Source organism: Pseudomonas lini (assembly GCF_001042905.1).
Classification (GTDB): Bacteria; Pseudomonadota; Gammaproteobacteria; order Pseudomonadales; family Pseudomonadaceae; genus Aquipseudomonas; species Aquipseudomonas lini.
The window spans coordinates 20,491-38,769 of record NZ_JYLB01000013.1 but is presented as its reverse complement, the minus strand read 5'-3'; the positions used below and the strand labels follow the sequence as shown (position 1 = coordinate 38,769).

At 60.7% G+C, this 18,279-nt stretch carries 13 protein-coding genes; 5 read left to right on the top strand and 8 right to left on the bottom strand.

Annotation, left to right across the window (positions count from 1 at the left end; translation table 11 throughout):
* The first annotated feature begins 53 nt into the window (after positions 1–53).
* The gene (locus TU81_RS29990) at positions 54–236 is read left to right on the top strand and encodes a hypothetical protein (protein ID WP_080772152.1); all 183 of its coding nucleotides are present in this window, start codon (positions 54–56) and stop codon (positions 234–236) included.
* 124 nt (positions 237–360) lie between these two features.
* Here the strand turns inward: TU81_RS29990 and TU81_RS27750 are convergent, their stop codons facing one another.
* Positions 361–864, bottom strand: a complete 504-nt coding sequence (locus TU81_RS27750; RefSeq protein WP_038983525.1) for an MgtC/SapB family protein — start codon at positions 862–864, stop codon at positions 361–363.
* A 130-nt stretch (positions 865–994) separates the two neighbouring features.
* Between TU81_RS27750 and TU81_RS27745 the strand changes: the two genes are divergently transcribed.
* From TU81_RS27745 to mapR, 3 genes are all read left to right on the top strand, one after another.
* Positions 995–1,228, top strand: a complete 234-nt coding sequence (locus tag TU81_RS27745; RefSeq protein WP_038983526.1) for a DUF3203 family protein — start codon at positions 995–997, stop codon at positions 1,226–1,228.
* Positions 1,229–1,423: 195 nt separating this feature from the next.
* Positions 1,424–2,854: a cytochrome c oxidase accessory protein CcoG gene (gene ccoG, locus TU81_RS27740; protein WP_038983527.1), complete on the top strand. Its 1,431-nt coding sequence runs from the start codon at positions 1,424–1,426 to the stop codon at positions 2,852–2,854.
* Positions 2,855–3,002: 148 nt separating this feature from the next.
* Positions 3,003–4,412: a GntR family transcriptional regulator MpaR gene (gene mapR, locus TU81_RS27735; RefSeq protein ID WP_048397653.1), complete on the top strand. Its 1,410-nt coding sequence runs from the start codon at positions 3,003–3,005 to the stop codon at positions 4,410–4,412.
* A 148-nt stretch (positions 4,413–4,560) separates the two neighbouring features.
* Here the strand turns inward: mapR and TU81_RS27730 are convergent, their stop codons facing one another.
* From TU81_RS27730 to tpx, 7 genes are all read right to left on the bottom strand, one after another.
* A complete protein-coding gene (locus tag TU81_RS27730; RefSeq protein ID WP_048397652.1) occupies positions 4,561–5,307 on the bottom strand; it encodes an SDR family oxidoreductase in 747 nt (248 codons plus the stop codon).
* A 116-nt stretch (positions 5,308–5,423) separates the two neighbouring features.
* Positions 5,424–7,505, bottom strand: coding sequence for a putative bifunctional diguanylate cyclase/phosphodiesterase (locus TU81_RS27725; RefSeq protein WP_048397651.1), 2,082 nt, complete (start codon positions 7,503–7,505; stop codon positions 5,424–5,426).
* A gap of 296 nt (positions 7,506–7,801) precedes the next feature.
* Positions 7,802–9,295 carry an efflux transporter outer membrane subunit gene (locus tag TU81_RS27720; RefSeq protein WP_048397650.1) on the bottom strand — a complete coding sequence of 498 codons (1,494 nt, stop codon included), beginning with the start codon at positions 9,293–9,295 and terminating at the stop codon, positions 7,802–7,804.
* Positions 9,292–12,399 (bottom strand): efflux RND transporter permease subunit, encoded by a 3,108-nt coding sequence (locus TU81_RS27715; protein WP_048397649.1) that lies wholly within the window; start codon positions 12,397–12,399, stop codon positions 9,292–9,294. The genes TU81_RS27720 and TU81_RS27715 overlap by 4 nt, the downstream gene beginning before the upstream one ends.
* Positions 12,396–15,500: an MdtB/MuxB family multidrug efflux RND transporter permease subunit gene (locus tag TU81_RS27710; RefSeq protein WP_048397648.1), complete on the bottom strand. Its 3,105-nt coding sequence runs from the start codon at positions 15,498–15,500 to the stop codon at positions 12,396–12,398. The genes TU81_RS27715 and TU81_RS27710 overlap by 4 nt, the downstream gene beginning before the upstream one ends.
* Positions 15,497–16,813, bottom strand: coding sequence for an MdtA/MuxA family multidrug efflux RND transporter periplasmic adaptor subunit (locus tag TU81_RS27705; protein ID WP_048397646.1), 1,317 nt, complete (start codon positions 16,811–16,813; stop codon positions 15,497–15,499). Before TU81_RS27705 ends, TU81_RS27710 begins: the two co-directional genes overlap by 4 nt.
* A 179-nt stretch (positions 16,814–16,992) precedes the next feature.
* Positions 16,993–17,493, bottom strand: coding sequence for a thiol peroxidase (tpx, locus tag TU81_RS27700; RefSeq protein WP_048397645.1), 501 nt, complete (start codon positions 17,491–17,493; stop codon positions 16,993–16,995).
* 257 nt (positions 17,494–17,750) lie between these two features.
* On the opposite strand from tpx, the gene TU81_RS27695 reads away from it, so the two are divergent.
* On the top strand, positions 17,751–18,176 hold the full coding sequence (locus TU81_RS27695; RefSeq protein ID WP_048397644.1) for a YciI family protein: 426 nt from the start codon (positions 17,751–17,753) through the stop codon (positions 18,174–18,176).
* The last annotated feature ends 103 nt before the right edge of the window (positions 18,177–18,279 follow it).

Genomic DNA, 18,279 nt, shown 5'->3' with positions numbered 1-18,279 from the left:
GGGTCAATCAACTTAAGCACGACTCACGCCATCTGCCACTGGAGACTGTTTCGATGAGTATCCCTATCCCCGCCGAGACACCCGATCCGAACATCGATGAGCCGACAATTCCGCCCATACCCCCAACCCCGCCGACCGAACCCGGCCCCATCCCGGAGCAGGAACCACCTGGCACTACCCCGCCACCCCGGGAAGAGCCGCCGAACTCCCAGCCGCCAGAGATCGTGAAGCCGTAAACACTACCTCCGACGTATGAAGGCTCAATGTAGGAGCTGCCGAAGGCTGCGATCTTTTGATCTTGATCTTCGGCAATATCCAAAAAAAACATCAAAATCAAAAGATCGCAGCCTGCGGCAGCTCCTACGGGGGGGGTCGATCTTTTTCCAGTTGGCGCACGACGATAGGCATCACACCGAGAATCACCAACGCCAGCAACGTACTGAGCACCGCTGTCGCCTCGCGGCCCATCCCGGCTGAAACGCCAATGGCCGCGGTCATCCACAACCCGGCGGCGGTGGTCAGGCCCTTGACATGGCCCTCGTCGCCGTCGGTGTTTTTCAGGATAGTCCCGGCGCCGAGAAAGCCGATGCCGGCGATCACACCCTGCACCACCCGGCTCATGGCGTCGGCTTGGGATCCTGACATCTGCGGCACCAGCACAAACAGCGCCGCGCCCAGCGCCACCAACATGTGGGTGCGAATCCCGGCGGCCTTGCCCTTTTGCTCACGCTCGAAGCCGAGAATGCCACCCAGCAAGGCGGCCATCAGCAATCGCACGGTAATGCGCGTCAGTTGAGAAGCGTCGCCGATGTCGGCGAACTCCGCTTGCAACGTGACCCAAACCTCATGCCACCAGGCGTCCATCGTGCAGTCCTTGTGATGATGTAATGACTCGATAAAGGATGGACCGCACCCGCCATTAATCGGTTGCACAGAACGATGACCGGCGGATGGGTCCTAACATTTCAGAATCCGCAGAACAAAGGACACCGCCATGACCGTGCGCATCGAAAACCAGACCTGCTTCTTCATCACCAAAAACGGCGAAGAAATTCGTTTTTGTGCCGATGTCACCATCATCACCGACCCGGAAAAATCCATGTCGATGGTCGAGCTCGACGGCCATCGCATCTACATCACCGAAGCAGAAGCCGATGCATTGACCGTAGCAGGCGCCGTGGACGGTCGCCGACATTTGAAGGCCACGGACAGTGATTCGGTGATTTGACTGATCGGCATCAACACCCGCCGCAAACATCCGGTATAGGTGTTTGCGGCCAGCCGTGGCGGGTGCATCAAGCTGTCGCAGACGGGTTCGGGCAATCCATCTGATCCGCTTTTTATTGCTTTAGCTGAGTCTGTTATGCAAACAGATCGCTGGTCATAGTGCTCAGGCCTGATGGAGGCTGATGAGCGAAAGACCATGAGCGATAGAATCCCCGTCCGAACCGTTGAACCTGCCACATTTATAAAAAGCAATGAGCCTTTGCGTCCAAAGATAAAGGCCAAGTCCAGCGACAACCTGATCCACACCCGCAGCTTCACGGGTTTGTTCCGCACCCTGCGCATGAGTGGCGCGGGGGTTCTGTTTCTGCTGTTCTTCGGCACGGTATGGCTGAACTGGGGCGGCCGCCAAGCGGTGCTCTGGGACCTTTCCGAAAGCAAATTCCACATCTTCGGCGCAACCTTCTGGCCACAGGATTTCATTCTGCTTTCGGCGCTGCTGATCATCGCTGCGTTCGGCCTGTTCGCGATCACCGTGTTCGCAGGCCGGGTCTGGTGCGGTTACACCTGCCCACAGAGTTCCTGGACCTGGATTTTCATGTGGTGCGAGAAGCTCACCGAAGGCGAGCGCAACCAGCGAATCAAGCTGCAAGCCGCGCCCTGGGGCCTGAACAAGCTGATCCGCCGCTCGGCCAAACACACCCTGTGGCTGGCGATCAGTCTGCTCACTGGCCTGACGTTTGTCGGTTACTTCACACCGATCCGTCCGCTGGCCGAAGAGCTGCTGACCTTGCAAATCGGCGGTGTCAGCCTGTTCTGGGTACTGTTCTTTACCGGGGCCACTTACATCAATGCCGGTTGGCTGCGCGAAGCGGTGTGCATGCACATGTGCCCGTATGCGCGGTTCCAGAGCGTGATGTTCGACAAAGACACCCTGACCATTTCCTACGACGTGGCCCGTGGCGAAAACCGTGGCCCACGCAAACGAGAGGTGAAACCGGCCGAAGTCGGTTTGGGTGATTGCATCGATTGCCAGTTGTGCGTGCAGGTGTGCCCGACCGGCATCGACATCCGCGACGGCTTGCAGATGGAATGCATCGGTTGCGCCGCATGTATCGACGCCTGTGATTCGATCATGGACAAAATGGGCTACGCCCGTGGGCTGATCAGCTACACCTCGGAGCATGAATTGCAAGGTGGCAAGACCCACCTGCTGCGGCCGCGACTGATCGGTTATACCGCCGTGCTGCTGGTGATGATCGGCGCCCTCGCCCTGGCGCTGGTGGAGCGGCCGATGGTGTCGCTGGACGTGAGCAAGGACCGTGGCCTGTTCCGCGAAAACAGTGAAGGCCAGATCGAAAACATCTACAGCCTGAAGGTCATCAACAAGACCCAGCAACGTCAGGATTATCGATTGACGCTGGTCGATGGCGATGGCTTCCAGTTGCAAGGCAAGACCGAACTGAGCCTGGCCGCCGGTGAGATCGTTGACGTACCGGTGTCGGTGGCGATGACCACGGATCGCCCGAGCAGCAGCTCGCAGACCATCGGTTTCAAGATTGTCGACAGTGATGAACCGGACATCAACAGCGTGGCCAAGAGCCGGTTTGTTGCGCCGATGAACCGTTGAGCCTTTAAGATGCAGAGCCTAAAAGATCGCAGCCTTCGGCAGCTCCTACGGGCGTACGCCGATCCATTGTAGGAGCTGCCGAAGGCTGCGATCTTGGCAATTTCAGCTGCGACCATTTTTCAATGAATGACACCACACCGGGCACTCGATGAAACGCTACGAAAAATTCGCCGACGACATCGCTGAACTGATCCGCTCCGGCGTCCTCGGTCCCGGCCAGCGGGTGCCATCGGTGCGCTACGCCAGCCAGACCTACGGGGTCAGTCCGTCCACGGTGTTCCAGGCCTATTACCTGCTCGAACGCCGTGGCCTGATCCGCGCGCGGCCGCGTTCCGGTTACTTCGTCAATGCGCATGCACCGAGCCCGTTCTCGGAGCCGGTGATCAGCAGTCAGGTCAACGAGTCCACCGAAGTCGACGTCAGCGAACTGGTGTTCTCGGTGCTGGACTCGATCAAGGATCCGAACACCGTGCCCTTCGGTTCGGCGTTCCCCAGCCCGACCCTGTTTCCGTTGCAACGCCTGTCCCGCTCGCTGGCCAGTGCCGCCCGGGAAATGGACCCGCGCATGGTGGTCACCGACATGTCGCCGGGCAACCCGCAGCTGCGTCGGCAAATCGCCTTGCGCTACATGGTCGGCGGGCTGATGCTGCCCATGGAAGAGTTGCTGATCACCAACGGCGCGCTCGAAGCCCTGAACCTGTGCCTGCAAGCAGTCACCGAACCCGGCGATCTGGTGGCCATCGAAGCCCCGGCGTTTTACGCCAGCCTGCAAGTGTTGGAACGGCTGAAGCTCAAAGCCGTGGAAATTCCCGTTCATCCGCGAGACGGCATCGACCTCGGCGTGCTCGCGCAAACCCTGGAGCGGCACCCGATCAAGGCTTGCTGGTGCATGACCAGTTTCCAGAACCCCATGGGCGCGACCATGCCCGAAGCGAAGAAGCAGGAGCTGGTGGAGCTGTTGCGCAGCCATCAGGTGCCGTTGATCGAAGACGACGTCTACGCCGAGCTTTATTACGGGCAACAGGCGCCAAAACCGGCCAAGGCTTTCGATACCGAAGGGTTGGTGATGCATTGCGGTTCGTTCGCCAAGAGCCTGGCCCCCGGTTACCGCATCGGCTGGGTCGCTGCCGGGCGGTATGCACAGAAAATCGAACGCCTGAAACTGATGACCTCACTCTGCGCCTCAATGCCCGCCCAGGCCGCCATCGCCGATTACCTGCAACACGGCGGCTACGACCGGCACCTGCGCAAACTGCGTTACGCCCTGGAAGAACAGCAAAGCGCCATGCTCGCCGCCATCGCCCGCTACTTCCCGGCCCAGACTCGCGTCAGCCAACCGGCTGGCGGGTACTTTTTGTGGCTGGAACTGCCACCGCAGATGGATTCGTTGAAGTTGTTTCAGATGGCATTGGCGCAAGGGATCAGCATTGCGCCAGGGCCGATCTTTTCACCGACTCAGCGGTTCAGGAATTGTATTCGGCTGAATTATGGTAGCCCTTGGACTGAAGATTCGGAGAAGGCGATGGAGACGTTGGGGCGGATTGTGCGGTCGTTTTGAAGGTTTGATGTTGTCTGGCTATCGCCTTCGCGAGCAAGCCCGCTCCCACAGTGGACGGGTGTGAACACAACATTTGTGAACATCACCGTCCCCTGTGGGAGCGGGCTTGCTCGCGAAGAGGCCAGAACAGACAAAGCAAAGTCCGGGATTAACGCCCGCCCCCCAGGTCGACGAAAGTCCCCGTCGCATACGAAGCCTTATCCGACAACAACCACACAATCGCCTCCGCCACTTCATCCGGCCGCCCACCCCGAGCCATCGGGATCGCCGATTCCAGCTTGCTGACCCGATCAGGATCGCCGCTCAATGCATGGAAATCGGTGTAGATGTAACCCGGTCGCACGGCGTTGACGCGAATCCCCTCGCCCGCCACTTCCTTGGACAGGCCGATGGTGAAGGTGTCCAGCGCGCCTTTGGATGCTGCGTAGTCGACATATTCGCTGGGGGCGCCCAAGCGGGCAGCGACCGACGACACATTGACGATGCTGCCACCCTGCCCGCCATGTTTGGGTGACATGCGCAGGATCGCGTGTTTGGCGCAGAGGATCGGCGCCAGGACGTTGGTCTTGAGGATTTTCAGAATACGAAATTCGGACATTTCGTCGATCCGCGATTTGTGCCCGACAGTGCCGGCGTTGTTCACCAGTGCCGTGACCCGACCGAGTTCGGTGTCTACGCGGTGGAACAGGCCGATCACTTCGTCTTCGATGCTGACATCGGCGCGTACCGCAATGGCTTGGGCACCGAGTGCGCGAACTTTTTCCAGCACACTGTGCGCCGCCTGTTCGTCGGACTGATAGTTGATACAGATCCGATAGCCTTGTTCTGCGGCCAACAGGGCCGTGGCGGCACCAATTCCGCGGCTGCCGCCGGTGATAACGATGACTTTGTCCATGCTGGCATTTCCCCCGTTACAAGCGTAAGCAGTCGGGGCCAAGAATAACCGCCATTGCGTGGTTTTGCATGAACCTGCGTCAATTCCAATGACGACAACCTGTGGTGAGGGGGCTATCAGCCCGTCGCCAATTGCTCCCCACGGTGAATATCGGCCATGAAGCGATCAGCAGGCAGCGGATGCCCCAGCAGGTAACCCTGCAACGAGTCGCAGCCCAATTGGGTCAGGAAGTCTTGCTGGACACCGGTTTCCACCCCTTCGGCCACAATCCGCAAGCCCAAGGCCTGGCCAAGGGCGACGATGGCCGAGACGATGGCTGCGTCATCGCTGTCGTGTTCCAGATCGCGGACGAAACCCCGATCAATCTTCAGCTCATTGGCCGGCAAACGCTTGAGGTACATCAAGCTCGAATAGCCGGTGCCAAAGTCATCGATGGACAGGTCGACGCCCATTTCCGAGAGCTCCTGCAGCACCGTCATGCTCGCATCGGCGTCGCTCATGGCGGTGGTTTCGGTGATTTCCAGGGTCAGGCTGTTGGCCGGCAAATGATGAGTGGCCAAGGCCTTGGCGACACTCTGGACCAACCCGGCGTGGCAAAACTGCAAGGCCGAGAGGTTCACCGCGATGCGCCAGTCGGTGTAACCGAGCACGTACCACTCGCGCATCTGACGGCAGGCTTCGTTGAGCACCCACTCGCCAATCGGAATGATCAGCCCGGTCTTCTCCGCAAGATCGATGAAGCTGTCCGGCTGCAGCATGCCCTGCGTCGGGTGCATCCAGCGCAGCAATGCCTCGGCACCCACCGCTCGGCCATTGCCGGCGTCGAACTTGGGTTGGTAATAGAGACTGAACTGTTGCTGGTCGACGGCGTTGCGCAGGTCTTGCAGCAATTGCAACTGCTTGCGCGCGTTGCTGTTCATCGACGCGTCGAAGAAACGGTGGCCGTTTTTCCCGGCACCCTTGGCGTGGTACATCGCCGCGTCGGCGTTCATCAGCAATTCCTCGGCGGTCTGACCGTTGCCCGGATAGAGCGCGATGCCGACGCTGGCGGAAATCTGCAAGTCATGTTCCGCAACCCGGAACGAGCGCCCGATCAGCCCGACCTGACGCGCCGCCAGGTTCAACGCGTCATTCGGCTCGGCGAGTTGCACCAGCAACACAAATTCATCGCCACCGATTCGCGCCAGGGTGTCCTGACTGCGCAAATCTTCACGCAGGCGCAAACCGACCTCACGCAGCAACTGGTCGCCCATGTGGTGCCCAAAAGCATCGTTGACCGGTTTGAAGCCGTCCAGATCAATGAACATCAACGCAAAACAGCCACCCTGCTCCTGCACCCTCGACATCGCCTGATCGATACGGTCGGCCAGCAACACTCGGTTCGGCAGCCCGGTCAGGGTGTCGTGCAGCGCCAGCTGGGTGAGTTCGCGATTGGCCTCGGTCAACGATTGAGCGAGGTCCGCGGTGCGAGCCTCCAGGCGTGCATCGAGGATCGAGGTCAGCAAGGCAATGCTCAACACCGCAAGGGTGGTGATCAGAACTAGATTGTCCAGGCCCTCACCGTTCAGGCCATCGGCCGCCGCACCACAGAAACTGCCGTCGGCAAAGCGCGCCGCGGCCATGCCGGTGTAGTGCATGCCGACGATGGCGATGCCCATGATAATCGCTGCACCGCCACGGATCAGACGAACATACGGCGCGTGCTGGCGCAGGCGGAACGCGATCCATAACGCCGCGCCCGACGCGCCAACGGCAATCAGCAGCGACGTGCTAAACAATGCGGGGTCATAATCGATGCCCGGTTGCATGCGCATGGCGGCCATGCCGGTGTAATGCATCGCACTGATGCCAGCGCCCATGACCAACGCGCCGAACGCCAGCTGCCAGGCCGGCAGTTGTGGCTGGCTGACCAGCCACAGGGCAAAGCCGCAAGACAGGACCGCGATCAACAACGATAGCGATGTGAGAGTAACGTCGTAGCCCAGATCGATCGGCAATGTGAACGCGAGCATGCCGATGAAATGCATCGACCACACGCCGATACCCATCGCGAAAGCGCCGCCCGCCGTCCATAGATGCACCGCCCGACCCTTGGCCGTGGCGATGCGACCGGTGAGGTCGAGCGCGGTATAAGAGGCAAGTATCGCCACACAGAGCGATATGAAAACCAGGGTAAAGGAATAACTACCGATGAGCATGGGACTTCTCGCGAGCGCCCCCGCCGTGCTGCGTTCGTTCACGGGGAGCAAAGTCGGCGATTGTACTGATTCCGCGGACGAACGCACTCACAAAGTCATCAAAGGGCCATCAAGACGATGTGGCGAGGGGGCTTGCCCCCGTTGGGTCGCGAAGCGGCCCCCTACATTTTTCAGATATACCGAGTAGCCTGGACTTACGACTGCTTCGCAGCCGAACGGGGCGATGCGGCGTTCCGACAAGCCCCCTCGCCACAACAGCTCTCACCACAGCAAACTCCCTCACCACAGGGGTTACGCTATTCCTTTTCGCTCACCTGAAGCTGCCCATCCCACCCGCCGCCCAGTGCGGCGATCAATTGCACGCTGGCGATCAAGCGGCTCTGCAGCAAACTCAGCACGTTGCGCTCGTTGCTCAACGCCGTGGCCTGAACCACCACCACATCCAGATAAGCAATCACCCCGGCCTTGTACTGATTCTGGGTCAACCGCAGGGATTCGCGCGCCGCATCCAGTGCTTCCTGACGAACCTTGGCCTCGTCTTCCAGCACCTTGAGCTGCACCAGATAGTTTTCCACTTCACGGAAGCCGTCGAGCACGGTCTGGCGGTACTTGGCGACGGTCTCGTCATAGGCCGCTTCGCTGCGATCGACTTCCGCCGAGCGCTGCCCACCGTCGAACAGGGTCATGGCCAGTTGCGGGCCGACCGACCAGAAGCGGTTCGGCACACTGATCCAGTTGTTAGAGGTGCTGCTGCTATAACCGCCGTTCAGGCTCAGGGTCAGGTCCGGGTAGTAGGCAGCTTTGGCCACGCCGATGTTGGCGTTGGCGGCCATCACCGAGCGCTCGGCGGAGGCGATGTCCGGGCGGCGCTCCAGCAATTGCGAAGGCAGGCTCAGCGGCACCTGCGGCAATGCCGGGATGTCTTTGGTTTCAGCCAGGCTGAACTCGGCTGGCGGCAGACCAATCAGTACCGCGATGGCATTCTCGAACTGCGCGCGCTGCCAGATCAGGTCGACCATCTCCGCCTGAGTACTTTTGAGCTGAGTGGTGGCCTGGGCCACCGCGTCCTTGCCGGAGACACCGGCGCGGTACTGGTTTTCGGTCATTTTCAGCGAGCGCTGATAGGCCTCGACTGTCGCCTCCAAAAGACGTTTCTGTTCGTCGATCACCCGCAATTGCAGATAGTTCTGCACCAGCTCCGATTGCTGGCTCAGGCGCATCGCCGCCAGGTCGGCAAAACTCGCCTCGGCGTTGGCCGTGTCCGCTTCCAGGCCTCGGCGCAATTTGCCCCAGACGTCCGCTTCCCAACTGACCCCGGCCTGCGCCGTGTAAGTGTCGCGAATACCACTGGAGGAGCTGCTCAGGCTCGAGCTGCTGCTACCAGTGCCCTGGCTGGAGCGGGTTTTCCCGACGGTCAGGTCCACCGTCGGGAAAAACGCACCCCGGGCGCTGCGCACCAAGGCCTGAGCCTGACGGTACTGGGCTTCGGACTGGGCGACGGTCTGGTTGGCGCTGTTGAGTTTTTCGATCAGGCCGTTGAGCTGCTGATCGCCATACAGCTCCCACCAGGCACCGCGCGCCAAAGAATCGCTGGGATTGGCCTGACGCCAGCCAGCCGCTTCCTTGTACTGTGCTGGCGCGGCAGCTTGCGGGCGCTGGTAATCCGGACCGATGGCGCAGGCACTGAGCATCGCCACGCACAGCGACAGGCTCAGCAAACGCGAGCGCTGCGCCTTGAACAGCGCCGTGATCAGCGGTGCAACCAGATTGATAAGCGAACGGTCAGTCATAGCGGAGTTTCCAGAGCAGCATCGGTACGCACCCCACGCCAGTGGTTGAAGCGATGGCGCAGTTTGTCGAGATAGAGGTAAACCACCGGGGTGGTGTAAAGGGTCAGCACCTGGCTGAAGACCAGCCCGCCGATGATGGTCAGGCCCAGCGGCTGACGCATTTCCGCCCCTTCGGCACGACTCAGCAACAACGGCAAGGCGCCGAGGATCGCCGCCAGGGTGGTCATCAGAATCGGCCGCAGCCGTTGCAGGCAGGCGCTACGGATTGATTCCAGCGGCTCCAGGCCCTGGTGCCGTTCCAGTTGCAGCGCCAGGTCGATCATCAGAATCGCGTTTTTCTTCACCACGCCGATCAGCAGGAACAGCCCAAGCAAGGAGATCAGGCTGAACTCGCCGCCCAGCACGTAGATCGACAGCAACGCTCCGACCCCGGCCGATGGCAAGGTCGAGAGAATGGTCAGCGGGTGGATGTAGCTTTCATACAGCACACCCAACACCAGAAACACCGCCACCAGCGCGCCGAGAATCATCCACGGCTGGCTCTTCTGGGCGGCGGCAAACGCATCGGCGGTACCGGCCATTTTCGCAATCACGTCTTCCGGCAAGCCGACCTTGGCAATCGCCCGCTCGATGGCCGCCGAGCCCTGCTCCACCGTCACGCCTTCGGCCATGTCGAAGGCGATGCTTTCCGAAGCGAACTGGCCTTCGTGGCTGACCCGGTCGTCTTCCAGGCTGTTTTCGTAGTGAGCGATGGTCGACAGCGGAATCCGCGCGCCGTCGGCGGTGATCACCTGCACCTGCTTGAGCGTGATCGGGTCCTGGGCGTATTTCGGGTTGACCTCCATCACCACCTGATACTGGTTGAGGCTGTCGTAGATCGTCGAAATCTGCCGCTGGCTGTAGGCGTTGTTCAACACCGCGGTGACCATGTCCATGTCCACGCCCAGACGTTTGGCCTGATCGCGATCGACGATCAGGGTCACTTGCGGGGCGCCGCGGCCTTCGCGCGCGTCAATCGCCGTCAGCTCCGGCAGCGCCTTGAGGGCGGTGACGACTTTCGGATACCACTCACGCAACGCGCCGAGATCGCCGCTTTGCAGGATGTAGGAATATTGCGAGGAGGTCTGCTCGCGACCGCCGCCAAATTGCAGGTCCTGATCGGCCATCAGCATCAACTGCGCACCGGGCACCTTGGGCATTTCCTTGCGCAGGCGTTCGATGACTTTCTGGGCGGACAGGTTGCGTTCCTTGATCGGCTTCAGCCGCACCAGCATGAAGGCGTTGTTGGTGCCGTTATTGCCACCGATGAACCCGGCGACGCTTTGCACCGCCTCGTCCTTGAGCACGGCGCGGCGGAAGATCTCCATCTTCGGCTGCATCACACTGAACGACAGACCGTCGTCACCGCGCACAAAACCGATCAACTGGCCGGTATCCTGCTGAGGTAAAAATGTTTTAGGAACAACGACATACAACGCGATATTCACGCCAATCGTCACGATCAGGCTGAGCAAGGTCAGTCGACGGTGACGCAGCACCCAGTCGAGGCTGCTGGCGTATTTGCCGACCATCCACTCGTTGGTCCGCTGGCTCCAGCGTTGCAGGCGGTTTTCCTGCCCCGGTGTATGCGGCTTGAGCCAGCGCGCGCAGAGCATCGGCGTCAATGTCAGCGACACCAGCAACGACACCACAATGGCCGCCGCCAAGGTGATGGAAAACTCGCGGAACAGGCTTTCGATGATCCCGCCCATGAACAGGATCGACAGAAACACCGCCACCAGCGAGACGTTCATCGACAGCAGCGTGAAGCCGACTTCCTCGGCCCCGAGGTACGCCGCCTTCATCGGCGGCACGCCCTTGTCGATGTGCCGGGAAATGTTCTCCAGCACCACGATGGCGTCGTCCACCACCAGCCCGGTGGCCAGGATCAGCGCCATCAGCGACAGGTTGTTCAAGGAGAACCCGTAGAGGTACATCACCGCAAACGTGCCCACCAGCGACACCGGCACCGCCAGGGTCGGAATCAGCGAGGCACGGAAATTACCGAGGAACAGGAACACCACCAGAATCACCAGCACCACGGCAATCAGCAGGGTCATTTCCGCTTCGTGCAGGGTGGCCTTGATCACCGGCGAACGGTCCATCGCCAGGTTCAGCTTGACGCTGGCCGGCAGCACGGCCTGCAGCGCTGGCAGTTGCGCCTTGATTTCGCTGACCGTCTCGATGATGTTGGCGCCGGCCTGGCGGTTGATCACCAGCAACACCGCCGCGTCGTCATTGAAGAACCCGCTGTTGTAGCGGTCCTCGACGCCGTCACTGACCTTGGCCACATCCTTCAGGCGCAGGGCCGCGCCGTCCGCGTAGTGAATGATCAGCGACTCGTAATCCTTGGCTTTTTCCAGTTGATCGTTGGCCTGCACCTGCCACAGCCGCTGGCCATCTTCGACCGAGCCCTTGGGCCGGCGTACGTTGGCGTTGGCGATGGTGTTACGCACGTCGTCCAGCGCCACGCCGTACTGGTTGAGCGCCTGGGGTTCGAGTTCGATGCGCACCGCCGGCAACGAACTGCCACCGATCTGCACTTCACCGACGCCCTGCACCTGCGACAGGCTCTGGGACAAAATGGTCGAGGCCAAGTCATAGAGCTGGCCTTTTTCCAGCACATCCGAGGTCAGCGACAACACCATGATTGGTGCTTGAGACGGATTGACCTTCTTGTAGGTCGGCATACTGCGCATGCCGCTCGGCAGCAAATTGCGCGAGGCATTGATCGCCGCCTGCACTTCCCGCGCCGCGCCGTTGATGTCGCGGTCCAGGTCGAACTGCAGAATCACCCGTGTCGAGCCTTGGCTGGAACGGCTGCTCATGGTGTTGACCCCGGCGATGGCGCCGAAGGAACGTTCAAGCGGCGTGGCCACGGTCGAGGCCATGACCTCCGGGCTTGCACCGGGCAAACTGGCCTGGACCACGATCACCGGGAAGTCCATTTGCGGCAGTGGCGAGACCGGCAACAGGCCGAAGCTCACGCCGCCCAGCAGCATGATCGCCAGGCTCAGCAACATCGTCGCGACCGGGCGCTTGATGAAAGGTCCGGACAGGTTCATGGCTGCTCTACCGGTTCCACGGACTCGGACTTACGGCCCCAGCGCCGCCCGAGGCGGTCGAAGTACAAGTAAATGACGGGGGTGGTAAACAGCGTCAGCACCTGACTCACCAACAAGCCACCGACCATCACCAGACCCAAAGGCTGGCGCAATTCCGCGCCGGAACCGGTGGCCAGCATCAACGGCACCGCGCCGAACAACGCGGCCAAGGTGGTCATCAGAATCGGCCGGAAGCGCAACAGCGCTGCCTGATAGATCGCGGTTTGCGGGTCCATGCCTTGGTTGCGTTCCGCCTCGAGGGCGAAGTCGATCATCATGATCGCGTTCTTTTTCACGATACCGATCAGCAGGATGATGCCGATGATCGCGATCATCCCCAGGTCATTGCCGCTCAGCAGCAACGCCAGCAAGGCGCCGACTGCCGCCGAGGGCAAGGTCGAAAGAATGGTGATCGGGTGAATGTAGCTCTCGTAGAGCACGCCGAGCACGATGTACATGGTCACCACCGCCGCCAGAATCAGCAGCAAGGTGCTCGACAGCGACGCCTGGAACGCTTCGGCCGCGCCCTGGAACTGGGTCTGCACGCCGATTGGCATGCCGATGTCTTTCTGCACCTGATCGATGATCTCCACCGCATGCCCCAGTGCCACGCCGGGCGCCAGGTTGAAGGACATCATCACCGCCGGGAACTGGCCGATGTGAGTGATCGCCAGTTGCGCCTGACGCTCCTCGATATGCGCCAGGCTGGACAGGCGCACCTGACCGCCATCGGTGGTCTTGACGTGAATCTGGTTCAGCGCATCCGGGCCGATCTTCTCGCCGGACTGCGATTGCAGCACCACGCGGTATTGGCTGGCCTGGGTGTAGATGGTGGAAATCTGCCGCTGACCGAAGGCGTCATACAGCGCGTCGGTGATGTTCGACACCGATACGCCGACCCGCGACGCCGCATCGCGGTCGATCACCAGATAAACCTGCAAGCCCTTGTCCTGCAAATCGCTGGCAACGTCAGTCAGCTCAGTCCGCTGGGCCAGGGCTTCCACCAGACGCCCGCTCCACAGGCTGAGCAACTCGGAATCCGGCGAGGACATACTGAACTGGTACTGCGTGCGGCTGACACGATCCTCGATGGTCAGGTCCTGCACCGGCTGCATGAACAGGCGAATGCCGATCAGCTTGTCCAGCGCCGGTTGCAGACGCGCAATCACTTCGGTGGCGCTCAGGTCGCGTTGGCTGTGGGATTTGAGGTTGATCAGCAGCCGACCGCTGTTCAGCGTCGAGTTGTCGCCATCGACCCCGATGTAGGACGACAGGCTTTCGACCGCCGGATCGGCGAGGATTACCTTGGCCAGTTCCTGCTGCCGCTCGCTCATCGCCGCGAAGGAAATCGACTGTGGCGCTTCGGAAATCCCCTGGATCACCCCGGTGTCCTGCACCGGGAAGAAGCCCTTGGGCACCACCATGTACAGGAACACGGTCAAGGCCAGCGTACCGATGGCCACCATCAAGGTCAGCGGCTGGTGCTTGAGAACCCACTTTAACTTACGCCCGTAAGCCGCGATCATCCAATCAATTGCGGCGCCACTGGAGCGGTAAAACCGGCCCTGTTCTGCTTCCTTGGGTTCACGCTTGAGCAGCCGCGCGCACATCATTGGCGTCAGGGTCAGGGAGACGACAAGGGAAATCAGGATCGCCACCGCCAGAGTGATCGCAAACTCGCGGAACAAGCGCCCCACCACGTCGGCCATGAACAGCAGCGGAATCAGTACCGCAATCAGCGACAGCGTCAGGGAAATCAGGGTGAAGCCAATCTGCTTGGCGCCCTTGAGCGCGGCTTGCAGCGGGCTGTCACCCTCTTCGATATATCGGGAAATGTTCTCCAGCATGACGATCGCATCGTCCACCACAAAACCGGTGGCGATGGTCAGCGCCATCAGGGTCAGGTTATTGACCGAGAACCCCGCGAGGTACATCACGCCGAAGGTGCCGATCAACGACAGCGGCACGGCCACCGACGGAATGATCGTGGCGCTGGCCCGCCGCAGGAACAGGAATGTGACCATCACCACCAGCGCGATGGCGATCAGCAGTTCGTGTTGCACGTCGGTGACCGAGGCGCGGATGGTCTGGGTGCGGTCGGTGAGTACCGTGACGTCGAGACCGGCCGGCAGGTTGTCGGTGATGCTTGGCAGCAAGGCCTTGATCCGGTCGACCACTTCAATGACGTTGGCGCCGGGCTGGCGCTGGATGTTCAGCAGCACCGCCTGATTTTCATTGGCCCACGCTGCCAGACGTTCGTTCTCGGCACCATCGACGATCTCCGCCACGTCCTTGAGTCGCAACGGCGCGCCGTTAGCGTAGGCGAGGATCAGGTTGGCGTAGTCCTTGGGTGACGTCAGTTGGTCGTTGGCGTCGAGCATCGACACCCGGGTCGGGCCGTCAAAGTTGCCCTTGGGTTGATTGACGTTGGAGGCGCCAATCAGGGTGCGCACGTCCGACAGGTTCAGGCCATTGGCCGCCAGGGCCTCGGGATTGACCTTGATGCGCACCGCCTGACGCTGGCCGCCGGCAATGCTGACCATGCCGACGCCGCTGATTTTGGCGATTTTCTGCGCCATGCGCGTGTCGACCAAATCATTGAGTTTGGGCAACAGCATAGTCTTGGAGGTGATAGCCAGGGTCAGCACCGGGGTGTCCGCCGGGTTGACCTTGTTGTACACCGGCGGTGCCGGCAAATCCTTGGGCAGCAAATTGGTCGCGGCGTTGATCGCCGCCTGCACTTGCTGCTCGGCGACGTCCATGTTGATGTCGAGGCTGAAACGCAGGGTCAGCACCGAGGCGCCGCCAGAACTGGTGGACGCCATCTGGGTCAGGCCGGGCATCTGCCCGAACTGACGCTCCAGCGGCGCAGTCACGGCGCTGGTCATGACATCCGGGCTGGCGCCGGGATAGAGCGTCATGACGCGAATGGTCGGGTAGTCGACCTGGGGCAATGCCGACACTGGCAGCAGCCGATAAGCGATCACGCCGGCCAGAATAATCGCCAGCATGCTCAGGGTCGTGGCGACCGGGCGAAGGATGAACAGCCGCGAGATGTTCATGCGCCGCCCTTTTTCGCCTTGTCGGTGGCCGTCGCGTCAGGTGCAGTGGCGGCCGACTTGCCTTGCAGGTGTTCGGTCGGGGTGGTCGGTACATCCTTGCTGTCGTTGACGACCTCCACTTCGCTGCCTTCTTTCAGGCGGTCGGTGCCTTCCAGCACCACCCGATCACCAGCGGCCAGGCCTTCGGTGATCACCGTGTTGTCACCGTCACTGGCGCCGACTTTCAACTGGCGGATGGTGACCTTCTTGTCACCGTCCATGGCATAGACGAACGTGCCGTTGGTGCCGAACTGGATCGCCGCCGAGGGCGCAAGCACCACGCCTTTGAGGGTGTCGGCCAGCAAGTGGACATTGACGAATTGATTAGGGAACAGCGCTTGATCGCGGTTCTCGTAGCGAGCCTTGAATTTCAGGGTGCCGGTGGTGACGTCGATCTGGTTGTCCAGGCTCTGCAACACGCCAGTGGCCTGCAGTTTGGTGTCACCACGATCCCAGGCTTCAGCGGGCAGTTTGGCGCCGGTGCGATAGCGCGCCAGCACGGTGTCCAGGCTGTTTTCCGGCAAGGTGAACGCCACGCTGATCGGTTGAGTCTGGGTGATGATCACCAGCGCCGTGGTGTCGTTCGCCGCCACAAGGTTGCCGACGTCCAGCTGACGCAGGCCCACACGCCCGGCGATCGGTGCGCGGATTTTGGTGAATTCAAGGTTGAGCTTGGCATCGTTGACCGCCGCCTGATTGGTCTTTACCGTGCCCAGGTACTGGCCGACCAATGCTTCGGCAGTATCGAGGGTTTGCTTGGCGATACTGTCTTCGCGGTACAAGCCGCGATAGCGCTCGACATCGACCTGAGCATTCTTCAGTTGTGCCTGATTCTGCAGCAAGGTGCCTTCGGCCTGGAGCAAGGCGTTCTGGTAAGGACGCGGATCGATCTCGGCCAGCAGGTCGCCCGCCTTGACCATTTGCCCTTCTTCGAACGAAATCTTGATCAATTCACCGCCAACACGACTGCGCACGTTAATGGTGTTCAGCGCGGTCACGGTGCCCAGCGCCTTGTAATACAGCGGGAAATCGCCTTTGACCGCCGGCGCCACGCGCACCGGCACCGGCCCGCTCGCCCCGCCGAACCCCGGACGCATCCCCCCCGACCGGCCTGTATGCCCGGCAACGGCTTTCTGCCCTGCGCCCTCCTTCGGGCTGCTACCTGCGGGCCAGAATTTCCAGCACAGGCCAGCGATGACCAACAGGACAAGCAGGCCGAACAGCCAGCGACGAGGATTGCGGGAAGCGGAGGATTGCATGGAATGATCAACCATTGGGCGCGTGAAGCTTCTTTCTACAGGAGGCTGAACGATAAGCACTGGCGGGTATTAAGCAAAGCGCCTTTACCGGCAATTTACCTTTGGCTTACGTAACAGAAGATTTATCTAAGACACTGAAGCACAAATGAAAACGGCCTGGACAGGGCCAGGCCGTTAACAATTGTAAACTTCGCTTACTTCAGAACGGCAAGTGCTGCGTCGTAGTTCGGCTCTTCAGCGATTTCCTTGACCAGTTCGCTGTGCAGGACCTTGTCGTTTTCGTCCAGCACCACGACGGCACGGGCGGTCAGGCCTTTGAGCGGGCCATCGGCAATCGCCACGCCGTAGTTCTCGATGAACTCGGCACCGCGCAGGGTCGACAGGTTCTGGACGTTTTCCAGGCCTTCGGCGCCGCAGAAACGAGCTTGGGCGAACGGCAGGTCAGCGGAGATGCACAGCACTACGGTGTTGGCGATGTCATTGGCCTGGGCGTTGAACTTGCGCACGGAGGTAGCGCAGGTCGGGGTGTCGATGCTTGGGAAGATGTTCAACACTTTGCGCTTGCCGGCGAAGCTCGCCAGGGTCACGTCGGACAGATTGCCGGCAACCAGGGAAAAGGCTGGCGCCTGGGAACCGGCTTGTGGCAACTGGCCGTTGACTTGAACCGGGTTGCCTTTAAGAGTGACTTGAGCCATGAACGGAGTCCTTCTGAACGTTGATGTAGAGAATTTTGACGAGGCCGAAGTTAACCACGAAATGGTCTGGCGACCTATGCCCAGATACAAATTGTGATATGTCGTCGCACAAAACTGGATACACGCGTTTCAACAAAACTTACTAACACTGCATAAGCTTGTGGGAGCGAGGCGATTTTCCATTGGCCGCGTTGTCGATTTGGCCCGTCGCTATTCGACTAGACAGCGAGTCACTCAAATCCAGCGGAGACAAGACCATGCGATTCATGATCATTGTGAAAGCCAGCCCGGATTCCGAGGCCGGTGTGATGCCCAGCGAAGAACTGATGACCTCGATGGGCAATTTTAACGAGGAACTGGCCAAGGCCGGCATTCTTATCGATTGCGACGGCCTGCAGCCCAGCAGCAAAGGCGCCCGCGTACGTTTTTCGGGTGACCAGCGCACGGTGATCGACGGCCCGTTCGCCGCAACCAAGGAGCTGATCGCCGGCTATTGGATATGGCAGGTGAAGTCGAAAGAGGAAGCGATCGAGTGGGTCAAGCGCTGCCCCAATCCGATGCCGGGGACGGAGGCCGAGATCGAGATTCGCCAGGTGTACGAGGCCGAAGACTTTGGTGCCGAGTTCACACCGCAGTTGCGCGAGCAGGAAGAACGGGTGCGTGCGCAGGCGAAGAAGCTCTGAAGCACACCTGATACACCTCCTACGCCTGAACGACCGCTTTCGCGAGCAAGCCCGCTCCCACATTTGATCTGCTGTGAACACACTATTCGTGAACACTGGAGAT

Coding starts and splice junctions, on each gene's coding strand:
- TU81_RS29990 (WP_080772152.1), top strand. CDS start 54: ATGAGTATCCCTATCCCCGCCGAGACACCCGATCCGAACATCGATGAG.
- TU81_RS27750 (WP_038983525.1), bottom strand. CDS start 864: ATGGACGCCTGGTGGCATGAGGTTTGGGTCACGTTGCAAGCGGAGTTC.
- TU81_RS27745 (WP_038983526.1), top strand. CDS start 995: ATGACCGTGCGCATCGAAAACCAGACCTGCTTCTTCATCACCAAAAAC.
- ccoG (WP_038983527.1), top strand. CDS start 1,424: ATGAGCGATAGAATCCCCGTCCGAACCGTTGAACCTGCCACATTTATA.
- mapR (WP_048397653.1), top strand. CDS start 3,003: ATGAAACGCTACGAAAAATTCGCCGACGACATCGCTGAACTGATCCGC.
- TU81_RS27730 (WP_048397652.1), bottom strand. CDS start 5,307: ATGGACAAAGTCATCGTTATCACCGGCGGCAGCCGCGGAATTGGTGCC.
- TU81_RS27725 (WP_048397651.1), bottom strand. CDS start 7,505: ATGCTCATCGGTAGTTATTCCTTTACCCTGGTTTTCATATCGCTCTGT.
- TU81_RS27720 (WP_048397650.1), bottom strand. CDS start 9,295: ATGACTGACCGTTCGCTTATCAATCTGGTTGCACCGCTGATCACGGCG.
- TU81_RS27715 (WP_048397649.1), bottom strand. CDS start 12,399: ATGAACCTGTCCGGACCTTTCATCAAGCGCCCGGTCGCGACGATGTTG.
- TU81_RS27710 (WP_048397648.1), bottom strand. CDS start 15,500: ATGAACATCTCGCGGCTGTTCATCCTTCGCCCGGTCGCCACGACCCTG.
- TU81_RS27705 (WP_048397646.1), bottom strand. CDS start 16,813: ATGGTTGATCATTCCATGCAATCCTCCGCTTCCCGCAATCCTCGTCGC.
- tpx (WP_048397645.1), bottom strand. CDS start 17,493: ATGGCTCAAGTCACTCTTAAAGGCAACCCGGTTCAAGTCAACGGCCAG.
- TU81_RS27695 (WP_048397644.1), top strand. CDS start 17,751: ATGCGATTCATGATCATTGTGAAAGCCAGCCCGGATTCCGAGGCCGGT.